This window comes from Nonomuraea sp. NPDC050547, assembly GCF_044457345.1.
Lineage (GTDB): Bacteria > Actinomycetota > Actinomycetes > Streptosporangiales > Streptosporangiaceae > Nonomuraea.
Genome location: NZ_JBITGW010000001.1, coordinates 688,240 through 701,598 on the forward strand (window position 1 = coordinate 688,240; position 13,359 = coordinate 701,598).

A 13,359-nucleotide genomic window follows, 5' to 3' on the forward strand; every position below is an offset into this window, starting at 1 on the left:
TCCTTGCCATAAAGACGACCGTTAGAGCGGCGAAACGCGGCTCCGGGCCAGCCTGAACCGCATGAAGACCACCCTCGCCCTGGCCGCGCTCGTCCTGAGCCTGGCCGCCTGCGGCGACACCGCGCCCGAGAAGAACACGACCGTCAACTCCGGCGACCAGCGCCTCAAGACCGCCGAATGCCTGCGCGCCAAGGGCGTCAAGGTCGGCGACCCCGGCGGCCTGGGCAAGAGCCAGACGATCGACAGCGGCGGCATGGACCAGAAGGAGTTCGAGAAGCTGCTCAAGGAGTGCGGCGCGATCGGCGGCACCGGCAAGCAGATCAGCCAGGCCGACAAGGACAAGGCCCTCGCCTTCGCCAAGTGCATGCGCGAGCAGGGCCTCGACTTCCCCGACCCCGAGTTCGACGGCGGCATGCAGGAGGCCAGGCCCGTGCCCGCCGACAAGGGCGCCTTCGACAAGGCCAACAAGATCTGCAGCGAGAAGACCGGATGAACCGCGCCGCGACGACGCTGACCGCGGGGGCCGTCCTGGCGGCACTCGCGGGCGGCGTCGCCTTCGCCACGTTCGCCACGCCCGGCGGAGCGGAGCCGTCCGCCACGCCCCCGCTCACCGCCGCCACCGGCACCGTCGACAAGGGCGACCTCACCCAGAGCGTCCGTGCCAAGGGCACGCTCGGCTTCGCCGGCCGCCGCACCGTCGGCGCCGCCCTCGGCGGCGTCCTCACCTGGCTGCCGCGCGCGGGCTCGGCCATCGGCCGCGGCGAGCGCCTCTACGAGGTCGACGGCAAACCCGTCCGACTCATGTACGGCGTCAAGCCCATGTACCGCACCCTTTCCCAGGGCGCTGAAGGCGCCGACGTGCGCCAGCTCGAAGCCAACCTCAAGGCCCTCGGCTACGGCTCCGGCATGACCGCCGACGACGAGTACACCTGGGCCACCGCCCAGGCCGTACGCGACTGGCAGGAGGACCACGACCTGCCCGAGACCGGAACCACCGGCCCGGAGCAGATCGCGTTCGCCCCCCGTGCCCTGCGCGTCCAGAAGCTCGAGACCGCGACGGGCGAACGCGTGGCCCCCGGCGGCCGCCTGCTCACCGCCACCGGCGCGGAACGCGTCGTCACGTTCAAGGTGGACGTCACCGAGGCCGCCCACCTCAAGACCGGCGACCGTGTCACCGTCGAACTCCCCACCGGCAAACGCGCCAAAGGCCGCGTCACCGGCATCGGACGCACAGCCGAAGCCGACGACCAGGCCGCCGACAAGACCCCCAAGGTCGACATCACCGTCGCCTTCGACCGCCGCGCCGGAGTCAAAGGCGTCGACCAGGCCCCCGTCGGCGTCCTCATCAAGGGCGAGACCCGCAAGGACGTCCTGTCCGTCCCGGTCACCGCGCTGCTGGCCGTACCCGGGGGCGGCTACGCCGTCCGCGTCGTCGGCGCCGGCCCGCCGCGCGACGTGAAGGTCGGACTCGGCCTGTTCGCTGACGGCCGCGTCGAGGTCACCGGCGACGGGCTGGACGAAGGCACGAAGGTCGAGGTGCCCGGCACATGAGCGTCGTCGAACTCACCGGCGTCACCAAGCGCTACCCCGGCGGCGTCGACGCCCTGCGCGGCGTCGACCTGCACGTCGAACAGGGCGAACTCCTGGCCATCGTCGGCCCGTCCGGCTCCGGCAAATCCACGCTCCTGCACATCGTCGGCACCCTCGACCTGCCCACCGACGGGCACGTGCGCATCGTCGGCCACGACGTCGGCCGCCTGTCCGACCGCGCGCTGTCGGCGCTGCGCGCCCGCCACATCGGCTTCGTCTTCCAGGCCTTCCACCTCATGCCCGGCGTCAACGCCCTCGACAACGTCGCCGAAGGCCTCCTCTACACCGGCCTTTCCCCGGTACGGCGCCGCCGGCGCGCCGCCGAAGCCCTGGAGCGCGTCGGCCTGGCCGACCGCATGCGCCACCGGCCCCACGAACTGTCCGGCGGCCAGAAGCAGCGCGTGGCCATCGCCCGCGCCGTCGCCGGCGAACCCGACCTGCTCCTGGCCGACGAACCCACCGGCGCCCTGGACACCGCGTCGGGCGCGGCCGTACTCGATCTCCTGCACGAGCTCAACCGCGACGGCGCGACCATCGCCGTGATCACCCACGACCCCGAGATCGCCGCCGCGCTGCCCCGGCAGGTGCGCGTCAGGGACGGGCAGGTGATCGGCTGATGGCCACGCTCACCCCCGCCCGCCTGCGCCCGCGCGACATCGCCCACGTGGGCTCCGCCGGACTGCGCGGCCGCCCGATGCGTGTGGTGCTGTCCGCCCTGGGCATCGCCATCGGCATCGCCACCATGATCGCGGTCGTGGGCATCTCGGCCTCCAGCAAGGAACAGCTGATGCGCCGGCTCGACCAGCTCGGCACCAACATGCTGGTCGTGACACCGGGCGACTCGATGTTCTCCGGCGAACGCGCCAAACTTCCCAAGGACGCCGCCGCCATGGCCGCCCGCATCGCCGGTGTGGAGCAGGTGGCGGCCCTGGGCGCCCTGCCGTACCCGATCTACCGCAACGACCGGGTGGACGAGCTCGACACCAACGGCATCACCCTGTCGGCCGCCGCGGAGTCCTTGCTCGCCACCCTGCGCGGCCGCATGGCGAAGGGCTCCTGGCTCAACGCCGCCAACGGCCGCTACCCCTCCGTCGTCCTCGGCCACGTCGCCGCCCGCCGCCTGGGCATCACCGAACCCGGCAGGCAGGTCTACCTGGACGGCCGCTACTTCACCGTCGTCGGCATCCTCGCCCCGCTGCCGATGGCCGAGGAGATCGAGCGTTCGGCGCTGGTCGGCTGGAAGGCGGCGCAGGACCTGCTCGCCTTCGACGGCCACCCCACGTCCATCTACGAACGCTCGACGGACGAGACCGTCGTCAAGGTCAGAGACCTGCTCCCGAGAACCGTCAACCCGGAGCACCCTGAAGAGGTGGAGATCACCGACCCGTCCGCCGCCCTGCAGGCGAAGGCGGCCTCGGCCGGCGCCTTCACCAACCTGTTGCTCGGCCTGGGCGCGGTCGCCTTGCTGGTCGGCGGCGTGGGAGTGGCCAACACCATGATCATTTCCGTGCTGGAGCGCCGCCACGAGATCGGCCTGCGCCGGGCACTGGGCTCCACCCGCGGCCAGATCCGCCTGCAGTTCGTGACGGAGTCGCTCCTGCTCTCCGGCCTGGGCGGCCTGGCCGGCGTCCTCCTGGGCGCCGCCGCGACCTGGATATACGCGACATCAGGCGGCATGCCCTGGGTCGTACCCCCATGGGCGATGGCAGGAGGCTTCACCGCCACCCTGGCCATCGGCACGGTAGCCGGCCTGTACCCCGCCGTAAGAGCAGCCCGCACCTCCCCAACCGTAGCCCTCCACGCCACCTGACCGGCCTTACCACCACCCGCCCACCACCGCTGTCCGCGTGGTGCAGAGCCCTGGTCGGCCCGGTCGCCTCAGCAGGCCGACAGCGCTGGGGAGCACCGCCGCCATGGCCTGCGCGGCCACCTCGACCAGACCGGGCCAGGACGCCGAGCAGGAGATCGTGAGCCGGTGGACGCCACGCCGGTGGTGGACGACATGCCGGTCGCCGAGACAGAGGCCCAAGAGGTAGGCGTAGACGCCGGGAGGCTGGGGAAGCAGGGGGCTGTGCGCGCATCGTACGCACGAGCCTGCGGACCGGGGGTCGTCGCGCGCCCTGCGGTCGCCGGTGCGCCACTTTCTGACGGCTCCGGCGGAGAGGGGGAGCGCGCGGTCGACGGTCTCGCGGGGGTGCATGCGCTCAGTGTGTCTGCCGTCACTGACAGTTGTGGAGGTGTGGTGGTGCCGGAAGCGGGATTCGAACCCGCACGCCCTCTCGAGCGGGCGCTTTTGAGGCGCCTATGTCTGCCATTCCATCATTCCGGCGGGGAAAACCGGCAGAATCCGGTTTTGTGCCGGGACGCGCCTGACTAGATCAGGTTCGTACACCGGCGTGGATCTAATGTAGCGGACCTCGGTACTCTTCTGCTCGTGAGTACGCAGCGGCGAGTAGTGATCGCGGAAGACGAGGCGCTGATCCGCCTCGACCTCAAGGAGATGCTTGAGGAGGACGGCTACGTCGTCGTGGGTGAGGCGGGTGACGGTGAGCAGGCGATTCTGCTGGCCACCGAACTCAAACCCGACCTCGTCATTCTCGACGTCAAGATGCCCGTACTCGACGGCATCTCGGCGGCCGAGCGTATCGTCGCCGAACGGGTCGCCCCCTGTCTCATCCTCACCGCCTTCTCCCAGCGGGACCTGGTCGAGCGGGCCAGGGACGCGGGGGCGATGGCCTATCTGGTCAAGCCGTTCACGAAGGCGGACCTGGTGCCGGCGATCGAGATGGCGGTCAGCAGGCACGAGGAGATGGTGGCGCTGGCCACCGAGGTCTCGAGCCTGTCCGAGCGGCTGGAGACCCGCAAGCTGGTCGAGCGGGCCAAGGGGCTGCTCATGGCGGCACACGGGTGGAGCGAGCCGCAGGCGTTCCGGTGGATCCAGAAGGCCTCGATGGACCGGCGCCTCAGCATGCGCGAAGTGGCCCAGATCGTCGTCGCGGACGCCACCAAGTCCGAATAACCCCGGCCGAGGGCTCCACCTGGCCCTCGGGTCTCACCGCCACGCACGCTGGCGGGGTTCCGCGCTGCCCGGCTGGTCCGTGCGCCTCGCCGGGCACGCGCTTCGCGGGGTCGGCGCCCACCGGCCCACGGCCCGCACCTGCTCAGGGTCCTGCACCGGCTCAAGGGCTCTCCAGAGGTGGGGTCTACAGGCCGCAGGTTTTGCGGGCGTAGCCGAGGATGAGCTGGTCCAGGCGCATGGAAGGCGTCTGGACGGTGTCGGAGCGGAAGACGAGGAAACGCGGTTCGCCGGTCCCCAGCGCCACCCGGGCGTTGAAGAGCATGGCGATCTTGGCCTCCGCGAACGAGTGCGGGTCGCAGCGGCCCGGGGTGATCCGGACGGGGATCTCCAACCGCGCCATTCCCGCCTTGAGCGTCATTTCCCGAGAATTCAGCTCATAGTGCACGTTGCCTGACAACTCAGTAACGGTCACATCTTCATTGCTGTTGCGGCGCGTCACGATAACACTGCCCTGGAGGACCTTGTCCTTCTCGGTCCAAGCCGGGCCGAACCCCACCGACACCGCCTGCTGCACGAGGAACTGCTCGCATTCCTCCCGGAAAAGCTTCGCCAGCAACGGGTCCGGATGGGGCAGCGCCCAGCTGACCTCGCGCGAGGGTTCGTCGCCTGCCTTGACGTGCGCGATCACCCGCGCCGGCCGCAGTTCCGGCACCGCTCCTGGGGCGCACTTGGCCGCGCCGTACGCGATGCGCAGAGCCACCGGAACGCTCTTGACGGCGGTGTCCATGCGCGAGAACCCGGTCTCCTGGAACGAAGGCCCGCTCACCCGCACGTCGGACACCCACACGGGGGTGCTCCCGGCGTTGGCCATGACCACGCTCAGCATGTGCTTGGGCATGTCGGATCGTCCCTGCGTGAGGGTCACGGTGAGCCCCTGGGGCGGGCTCGTGGAGGGGGCGGGCGGAGTGCCCCCGCAGGCGGAAAGGCAGAGGGCCAGGACCAGGAGGGCGGCGGTGCGCTTCACATCGCCACAGTAGAGGCGGCCCGCGGCCGGGCCAGGTTAAGGAGGAGTCACGACTGCGCATCGTAAGGTCGCGGCCTCTCCCACCGGATAGTTCCGGGGTCATGCTGATCGTGGATTTCGCGAACTCCATGTCCCCCCTGCGCATCTGCACGAAGGAGATATCGATGATTCGGCGAGCGTTGGCCGTCGCGACCGCGGCGGTCTCGGCCCTCGCACTCGCGGCCTGCGGATCCTCCGGCCCCGACGGGGCGGGCACCCCGGCGAGCGACACGGCCTCAGCTCCGGGCGCCACCGTCGCCAAGGGCGACGGCACGCTGGTCCTCGGCTCCGTACTCCCTCAGACCGGGAACCTGTCCTATCTGGGCCCGCCGATGTTCGCGGGCATCGATCTGGCGGTCAAGGAGATCAACGCGACGGGCGGCGTGCTGGGCAAGCAGATCTCGGTCTCGCACACCGACTCCGGCGACACCACGACCCAGATCGCCGCCCAGTCCACCGACAGCCTGCTGGCCAAGAAGGTCGACGCGATCGTGGGATCGGCCTCATCCTCGGTCTCGCTGTCCATCCTCGACAAGATCACGGGTTCCGGGGTGCTGATGTTCTCGCCGTCGGCGACGGGCATCGAGCTCACCAACGCCAAGGACAACGGCCTGTTCTGGCGTACGGCCCCGCCCGACGTCCTCCAGGGCCGGGTGCTGGGCGACCTCGCGGTCTCGGAAGGCGACGACACGGTGGCGATCGTGGCCATGCAGGACGCCTACGGTTCCGGCCTGGCCGACTCGACGGAGAAGGCCGTTCTCGCCGGCGGGGGCGAGGTCGTGGAGAAGATCCTCTACGACCCCAAGGCGGCTGACTTCTCGGCCGACGTGGCCAAGGTGAAGGCGAAGAACCCGAAGGGCATCGTGCTGATCGGGTTCGCCGAGACCAGCAAGGTCGTCCAGGAGCTGGTGAAGCAGGGCCTGACCAGCGACAAGCACCACTGGTACATGGTCGACGGCAACCTGTCCAACACCAACTACCTGAAGTTCCCCAAGGGCACGATGAAGGGTGTCAAGGGCACCCTGCCGGGCTCGGAGGCGCCGGGGGCGTTCCAGAAGAAGCTGCTGGAGGTCAATCCGGATCTCGACGTCTTCGGTTACGGCCCCGAGTCCTACGACGCGGTGAACCTGATCGCGCTGGCGGCGGAGGCGGCCAAGAGCGACGTGGCCGCGGACATGGCCGCGAAGCTGGGCGAGGTCAGCAAGGGCGGCGAGAAGTGCAACGCCTTCAAGGTGTGCGCGGATCTCCTCAAGGCGGGCAAGGACATCGACTACGACGGCGTGAGCGGGCCTGTGGAGTTCAACGACGCGGGGGATCCGGCGACCGCCACGATTGGCATCTACCAATTCGGGCAGAACAACACCTTCGACGCGGCCAAGGCTCTGGAGTATCGATCGGGGAACATCGCGGGGTAACAGGGTGTCAGCGGCCGGTTTCCCAGCTAACCGGCCGCTACCTGGGGGTTTTCTTCATAAGTTGAGGAGTGATTACGACTCAGCATCCAAGTGCCGACAGTTCTTCCAGGCATCTAGCTGGAAGCGTGCTGCTTTTTGTACGTTTCGCTCATTCGATCGGGAACGTCGGCGGTGCTGACAGCCTCCCGGCCTGGATGAAGGAGACACTTCATGACCCGCATTGCCCCACTCGGGCGCGTGCTCGCCGTCGCGGCTGCGGCGAGCCTCGCTCTGACGGCCTGTGGCGGCGGCGCTGACACCGCCGGCACCAAGGCCACCGATTCGGCCGCGCCGGCGACCTCGGCCGCGGCCGGCAAGGGCGACGGCACGCTGAACCTCGGCACCCTCCTCCCGCAGACCGGCTCGCTCGCCTACCTCGGCCCGCCCGAGTTCGCGGGCGTCGACCTGGCGGTCAAGGAGATCAACGACGCGGGCGGCGTCCTCGGCAAGCAGGTCTCGGTCTCACACACCGACTCCGGCGACACCACGACGCAGATCGCTTCGCAGTCGGTGGACAGCCTGCTGGCCAAGAAGGTGGACGCCATCATCGGCGCCGCCTCCTCCTCGGTGTCGCTGTCCGTGATCGACAAGATCACGGGTGCCGGCGTGGTGCACTTCTCGCCCGCCAACACCTCCATCGAGCTCACCACCTACAAGGACAACGGCCTGTTCTGGCGTACGGCTCCGCCGGACATCCTGCAGGGCCGCGTCCTGGGTGACCTCGCGGTGGCCGACGGCGACGACACCGTCGCCATCCTCGCGCTGCAGGACTCCTACGGCACCGGCCTGGCCGACTCCACGGAGAAGGCCGTCATCGCCGGCGGCGGCGAGGTCGTCGAGAAGATCATCTACGACCCCAAGGCCGCGGACTTCTCGGCCGACGTCGCGAAGGTCAAGGCCAAGAACCCGAAGGGCATCGTGCTCATCGGCTTCGCCGAGACCAACAAGGTCGTCCAGGAGCTCGTCAAGCAGGGCCTGACCGCCGACAAGCACCACTGGTACATGGTCGACGGCAACCTGTCCAACACGAACTTCCTGAAGTTCCCGAAGAACACCCTGAAGGGCGTCAAGGGCACGCTGCCCGGCGCGGCCGCTCCGGACACGTTCCAGAAGAAGCTTCTCGAGATCAACCCGAAGCTCGAGGACTTCAGCTACGCGCCTGAGTCCTACGACGCCGCCAACCTCATCGCCCTGGCAGCCGAGGCCGCCAAGAGCGACGCGGGCACCGACATCGCCACGAAGCTGGGCGAGGTCAGCAAGGGCGGCGAGAAGTGCAACGACTTCAAGACCTGCGTCGACCTGCTGAAGGCCGGCAAGGACATCGACTACGACGGCATCAGCGGTCCGGTCGAGTTCAACGACGCCGGTGACCCGGCGACGGCCACCATCGGCATCTACCAGTACGGCGCGGACAACAAGTACCCCGCCAAGGCCATCGACTACCGCACCGGCAACATCGACGGTTAAGTAGTCAGGCGGGAGCCCCGGGACCTCGGTCCCGGGGCTTCTTCGCGTTCACCGGCCCTCGCAGCCCTCGACGATCCTGTCGGCGGCGGCCCGGTAGTCCTTCAGGAGCGCCACCTGGCGCTTTCTGGGGGTCTGGGCGCTGGACAGGCCCTTCGTGGCCTTCTCGACCTTCTCCGCCTCGTCCTGGAGCACCTGGGGGAGCCGGGGGCCGAACTCCTGGACCATGCCGCGCAACTCGGCCAGCCGGCCCAGGACGGCGTTCTCGAAGTTCTGCTCGTCCTCCCTGCCCGCGGGCAGGAGCAGGAGCCCGGCGTAGCCGATGGAGGAGACGACGCGGGTGCAGGGGTCGTCGTCGGGGTCGCCGCCGGTGCTGTACTTGGCGGTTTCGCTCGCCGCCGCCTGCGTCTTCTGCGCGGGCGGGCTGTTCTGGCAGGCCACGAGCATGGGCATTAGCAGGGCGATAGCCGTAATGCGTCGCACAATGCTCATTAAACGCGGAGAAGGGGCCCCAAAGGGACCCCTTCGCGCGAAACAGCGTGTTTACGCCCGTGCCAGCGTGCCCAGGTAGAGCTCGATGACCTTCGGGTCGTTGGCCAGCTGGCGGCCGGTGCCGGTGTAGGCGTTGCGGCCCTGGTCGAGCACGTAGCCGCGGTGGCAGATCTGCAGGCAGCGCCGCGCGTTCTGCTCCACCATGATCACGGTCACGCCCGCCTTGTTGATCTGCTGGGCCTGGATGAAGACCAGGTCCTGCAGCTTGGGCGACAGGCCGGCCGACGGCTCGTCGAGCAGCAGCACCGACGGCTCGGTCATGAGCGCCCTGGCCATGGCCACCATCTGCCGCTCACCGCCCGACAGGGAGCCGGCGCGCTGCTTGCGCCGCTCCTTGAGCGCGGGGAACAACTCGGCGACGAACTCGAAGCGCTCCTTGAACTTCGTGGGCACCTGGTAGGCGCCCATCTCGAGGTTCTCCTCGATCGTCAGGCTGGGGAAGACGTTGTTGGTCTGCGGGACGTAGCCGACCCCGCGGGCCACCAGCTGGTGCGCCTTCATGTTCGTGATCTCTTCACCCTTGAGCACGACCGTGCCGCTGCGGATGTTGACCAGCCCGAACATGGCCTTGAGCAGCGTCGACTTTCCGGCGCCGTTGGGGCCGATGATGCCGATCAGCTCGCCTTCCCCGACGTACAGGTCGGAGCCGTTGAGGATGTTGACACCAGGCAGGTAGCCGGCGATGAGCTCGTCGCAGCGGAGCACGGCGTTCTCGGCCCCCGCCACGTGGGCGCTGCGGTCGGTGACGGCCGCCTTGGATTCCGGGGTGCTGCTCACTTGCCTGCCTCCTCCTCGACCTCGGCCTCGAGCGCGGCCTCGGCCTCCTGGAGCTGCTCTTCCAGCTCCTCCTCGGACAGCGGCGCGTCGTGGTGGGCGCCCAGGTAGGCGTCGATCACCCGGGCGTCGGACATGATCGTGTCCGGCGGCCCCTCCGCGATCACGGTGCCCTGGGCCATCACGATCACCCAGTCGCTGATGTCGCGGACCATGTCCATGTCGTGCTCGACGAACAGCACGGTCATGCCCTGCTCGCGCAGGTCCTTGACGTGACCCAGGAGCGACTGCGTCAGCGCCGGGTTGACGCCGGCCATCGGCTCGTCGAGCATGACCAGCTCGGGGCTGACCATGAGCGCGCGGGCCATCTCCAGCAGCTTGCGCTGGCCGCCGGACAGGGAGCCCGCGAAGTCCTCGCGCTTGGCGTCCAGCTTGAAGCGCGCGAGCAGCTCGTCGGCGCGCGCGGTGATCTCGTCCTCCTGGGCGCGCCAGGAGGACGGCACCAGCGCGCGGAAGAAGCTCTCGCCCTTCTGGTTCTGGGCGCCGAGGCGCATGTTCTCGATGACCGTCAGCTTCGACAGCGCCTTGGTCAGCTGGAACGTGCGGACCATGCCGGCGCGCGCGACCTTGTGGGCCGCGACGCCGTTCATCCTGGTGCCGTTGAACGTCCACTCGCCGGCGTCGGCGGTGTCGAAACCGGTCAGCTGGTTGAAGAACGTGGTCTTGCCGGCGCCGTTCGGGCCGATCAGCGCGGTGATGGAGCCGCGCTGGACCTCCACGTGCTTGACGTCGACGGCGGTGAGGCCGCCGAAGCGGCGCACGACGTTGTCGACGACCAGGATCGGGTCGGGCTTGGTGACGCCCGGCTCGCGCTGCAGGTCCTTGAAAGCGGCCAGCGCGGCGGCCTTGCTGTCAGTGGGCGTGGTTTCAGCGTGCATCGAGTGCGATCTCCCTCTTATCGCCGAAGATACCCTGCGGACGGAAGACCAGCAGCAGGACCAGGCCGAGACCGACCAGCATGAAGCGGAAGGCGCCGATCTGGTTGACCGACATCCACGTGATGTACTGCGCTTCGATCAGCTCGTTGAGCAGGTTGCCGATGAAGACGAGCAGCACCCAGAAGATGATCGAGCCGACGACCGGGCCGAAGACGCGGGCCGCGCCGCCGAGGATGACGATCGTGTAGGCGTAGAAGGTGAGCTCGGTCGAGAACGCGTCCGGCTGCACCGAGGCGTAACCCAGCGCGTAGATGTAGCCGCCGAAGCTGCCGATGAGGCCGCCGAGGATCAGCGACTGCATCTTGTACGAGAACACGTTCTTGCCCAGCGCGCGCACGGCCTCCTCGTCCTCGCGGATGGCCTTGAGCACGCGGCCCCACGGGCTCTTCATCAGCATGTAGATCACCAGGCACGACAGGCCGACGAGGATCCAGCCGATGAGCAGGACCCAGGTGACGCGCTCGTTGAAGGTGAAGGGGCCGATGCCGTACTCGCCCTTGGAGAAGGGGTTCATCGCGAAGAAGCCCTCGGAGAACCCGTAGCGGCCGTCGGAGCCGCCGAAGTAGTCCTTGAAGGTGACCGAGCGGAAGATCAGGCGGACGATCTCGGCCGCCGCGATCGTGACGATGGCCAGGTAGTCGGCGCGCAGCCGCAGCGTCGGGATGCCGAGCAGCAGGGCGAGCAGGATGACCGAGGCCAGGCCGACGCCGATGCCGACCCAGAACGGCAGGCCGATCGTGACCACGGTGACGGCCAGGCCGTACGCCGCGACGCCGAGGAAGGCCGCCTGGCCGAAGTTGAGCAGGCCGGTGTACCCGAAGTGCAGGTTGATGCCGATCGCGGCCAGCATGTAGAAGACCGTCTCGACGCCCACCGCCGCCTCGACGGTGGTCACCATGATGTTGAACCAGTCCATGATTCCCCCCGTCAGCCGATCCGCTCGCGGCGGCCGAGGATGCCCTGCGGCCGGAAGAGCAGGACGATGATGAGTACGGCCAGCGCGCCCACACTCTTGAGCTCAGGAGAGATCCAGAGGGTGGACAGCTGGATGAACAGGCCCACGATGAGGGAGCCGACCAGCGCGCCGAACGCGGTGCCGAGGCCGCCCAGTGTGACTCCGGCGAAGATGAGCAGCAGGATGTCCTGGCCCATCGTGAACTTCACGGTCTGCGACAGGCCGAGCAGGATGCCGGCCAGCGCCGCGATGGCGCCGCCCGCGGTCCAGATGACGCGGATGACCCGGTCGACGTTGATGCCGGAGGAGGCGGCCAGCGCCGGGTTGTCGGCGACGGCCCGCGCGGCCTTGCCGGTGCGGGTCTTGAGCAGCGCGATGCCGACGATGACGAGCACGGCCAGTTCGATGGCCATCATGATGAAGTTCTTGGGCGCCGCGGTGATCGGGCCGACGGTGATGCCCGCCTGGGCGTTGAACTCGGTGTACGGCTCGCTGTCACCGCCGTGCAGGAACAGGAAGAGGAAGCGCAGGAACATCGCCACGCCGATGGAGATGATCATCATGGCGATGACGCCGGTGCCCCGCCTGCGCAGCTGCCCCCAGAAGAAGCGGTCCTGGAGGTAGCCGAAGGCGCCGCCGACCAGCACCGCGATGATCGCGGACGGGATGACGCCGAGGCCGAAGCCGACGTTGAAGAGGTAGGCGATCAGCGCTCCGAACGTCACCAACTCGCCGTGGGCGAAGTTGGTGAGCTTGGTGGTGCCGAAGATGAGCGACAGGCCCATCGCGGCGAGGGCGATGATCAGGCCGAGGTTGAAGCCCTCGAAGGTGAGCTGTGCGGCCCGCGTCCAGAAACTGCTGTCGCTGGAGGTGTCGGTGGGAGCCGGGGCTCCGGGAGTCTGCTCGCCGCCGGCCTTGGGAACCAGGGCGAACAGGACGGTGGAGCAGTTGTCCTTATAAACCGTTGGAGTGCGGACGTTGTTGCCGCCGCGAACCTCAGCGGTCTGAGGGAGCGAGCTGACATCCAGGGTGACCTTGTACTTCCCTGGTTTGTCGACCTGGACGTCCCATGTGCCTTGGGCGTTACTGGCGACCTCCTTGACGGGTTTTCCGTCCTCGGTGGTCACGACGATTTTCGCGCCGTTCACTGGCTGGCCTTGGAGTTTGAGTGTTCCCTTCACTCCCTGGCAGTCGGCAGGCCCCGCGGACGCGGGACTGGCGAGCAGGAAGATCAGTCCACCCAGGAAGGCCGTGAACGCGATCACGGCTCTGCGCAATGGTGCTCCCTCTATTAGGTCAAGGCGGGGCTTGGGTTGTACCCCTCCATCTCGACACGCGGGCATCGCAGGCACAACTGGGATGCTGTGGCGGGAGCCTATTCCGGCGACGTCCGGTTCCGAACCGTTCGTCACCAATTAGTGATGCGGGTGTGTCGGTGATGTGAGCAAATAAGAAGGCAGGTCAGGGGCTAAATCGAGGTATACCCCTGG

Annotated in this window: 14 protein-coding genes and 1 tRNA gene; 7 read left to right on the forward strand and 8 right to left on the reverse strand. The window is 68.5% G+C overall.

The window, feature by feature from the left end; translation table 11 throughout:
- The first annotated feature begins 61 nt into the window (after positions 1–61).
- From ACIBHY_RS03170 to ACIBHY_RS03185, 4 genes are read left to right on the forward strand one after another with little or no spacing between them, the layout of a single operon-like run.
- Positions 62–493, forward strand: a complete 432-nt coding sequence (locus ACIBHY_RS03170; protein ID WP_397246351.1) for a hypothetical protein — start codon at positions 62–64, stop codon at positions 491–493.
- Complete coding sequence (locus ACIBHY_RS03175) at positions 490–1,551, forward strand: efflux RND transporter periplasmic adaptor subunit (protein WP_397305786.1); 1,062 nt, start codon at positions 490–492, stop codon at positions 1,549–1,551. Before ACIBHY_RS03170 ends, ACIBHY_RS03175 begins: the two co-directional genes overlap by 4 nt.
- Positions 1,548–2,207, forward strand: coding sequence for an ABC transporter ATP-binding protein (locus ACIBHY_RS03180; protein ID WP_397305787.1), 660 nt, complete (start codon positions 1,548–1,550; stop codon positions 2,205–2,207). The genes ACIBHY_RS03175 and ACIBHY_RS03180 overlap by 4 nt, the downstream gene beginning before the upstream one ends.
- Entirely contained in the window at positions 2,207–3,400 is a 1,194-nt protein-coding gene (locus ACIBHY_RS03185) for an ABC transporter permease (RefSeq protein WP_397305788.1), read from the forward strand. The genes ACIBHY_RS03180 and ACIBHY_RS03185 overlap by 1 nt, the downstream gene beginning before the upstream one ends.
- Before the next feature lie 6 nt (positions 3,401–3,406).
- On the opposite strand, the gene ACIBHY_RS03190 is transcribed toward ACIBHY_RS03185, so the two are convergent.
- Positions 3,407–3,790 carry a hypothetical protein gene (locus ACIBHY_RS03190; protein WP_397305789.1) on the reverse strand — a complete coding sequence of 128 codons (384 nt, stop codon included), beginning with the start codon at positions 3,788–3,790 and terminating at the stop codon, positions 3,407–3,409.
- A 43-nt stretch (positions 3,791–3,833) separates the two neighbouring features.
- Positions 3,834–3,919: transfer RNA gene (locus ACIBHY_RS03195), tRNA-Leu, on the reverse strand.
- A 105-nt stretch (positions 3,920–4,024) separates the two neighbouring features.
- Between ACIBHY_RS03195 and ACIBHY_RS03200 the strand changes: the two genes are divergently transcribed.
- Positions 4,025–4,609 carry a response regulator gene (locus ACIBHY_RS03200; protein ID WP_312896323.1) on the forward strand — a complete coding sequence of 195 codons (585 nt, stop codon included), beginning with the start codon at positions 4,025–4,027 and terminating at the stop codon, positions 4,607–4,609.
- 184 nt (positions 4,610–4,793) lie between these two features.
- On the opposite strand, the gene ACIBHY_RS03205 is transcribed toward ACIBHY_RS03200, so the two are convergent.
- Positions 4,794–5,633, reverse strand: coding sequence for a hypothetical protein (locus ACIBHY_RS03205; RefSeq protein ID WP_397305791.1), 840 nt, complete (start codon positions 5,631–5,633; stop codon positions 4,794–4,796).
- Positions 5,634–5,797: 164 nt separating this feature from the next.
- Between ACIBHY_RS03205 and ACIBHY_RS03210 the strand changes: the two genes are divergently transcribed.
- On the forward strand, positions 5,798–7,087 hold the full coding sequence (locus tag ACIBHY_RS03210) for an ABC transporter substrate-binding protein (protein ID WP_397246363.1): 1,290 nt from the start codon (positions 5,798–5,800) through the stop codon (positions 7,085–7,087).
- A 210-nt stretch (positions 7,088–7,297) separates the two neighbouring features.
- Positions 7,298–8,593: an ABC transporter substrate-binding protein gene (locus ACIBHY_RS03215; protein WP_184960872.1), complete on the forward strand. Its 1,296-nt coding sequence runs from the start codon at positions 7,298–7,300 to the stop codon at positions 8,591–8,593.
- Positions 8,594–8,641: 48 nt separating this feature from the next.
- Here the strand turns inward: ACIBHY_RS03215 and ACIBHY_RS03220 are convergent, their stop codons facing one another.
- The 5 genes from ACIBHY_RS03220 to ACIBHY_RS03240 form a co-directional block, all read right to left on the reverse strand.
- Positions 8,642–9,043: a hypothetical protein gene (locus ACIBHY_RS03220; RefSeq protein ID WP_397305793.1), complete on the reverse strand. Its 402-nt coding sequence runs from the start codon at positions 9,041–9,043 to the stop codon at positions 8,642–8,644.
- A 90-nt stretch (positions 9,044–9,133) separates the two neighbouring features.
- Positions 9,134–9,919 (reverse strand): ABC transporter ATP-binding protein, encoded by a 786-nt coding sequence (locus tag ACIBHY_RS03225; RefSeq protein WP_397101758.1) that lies wholly within the window; start codon positions 9,917–9,919, stop codon positions 9,134–9,136.
- The gene (locus ACIBHY_RS03230) at positions 9,916–10,854 is read right to left on the reverse strand and encodes an ABC transporter ATP-binding protein (protein ID WP_397246368.1); all 939 of its coding nucleotides are present in this window, start codon (positions 10,852–10,854) and stop codon (positions 9,916–9,918) included. The genes ACIBHY_RS03225 and ACIBHY_RS03230 overlap by 4 nt, the downstream gene beginning before the upstream one ends.
- Positions 10,844–11,830, reverse strand: a complete 987-nt coding sequence (locus ACIBHY_RS03235; protein WP_397246370.1) for a branched-chain amino acid ABC transporter permease — start codon at positions 11,828–11,830, stop codon at positions 10,844–10,846. The genes ACIBHY_RS03230 and ACIBHY_RS03235 overlap by 11 nt, the downstream gene beginning before the upstream one ends.
- An 11-nt stretch (positions 11,831–11,841) precedes the next feature.
- Complete coding sequence (locus ACIBHY_RS03240) at positions 11,842–13,146, reverse strand: branched-chain amino acid ABC transporter permease (protein ID WP_397246373.1); 1,305 nt, start codon at positions 13,144–13,146, stop codon at positions 11,842–11,844.
- Between the last annotated feature and the right edge of the window lie 213 nt (positions 13,147–13,359).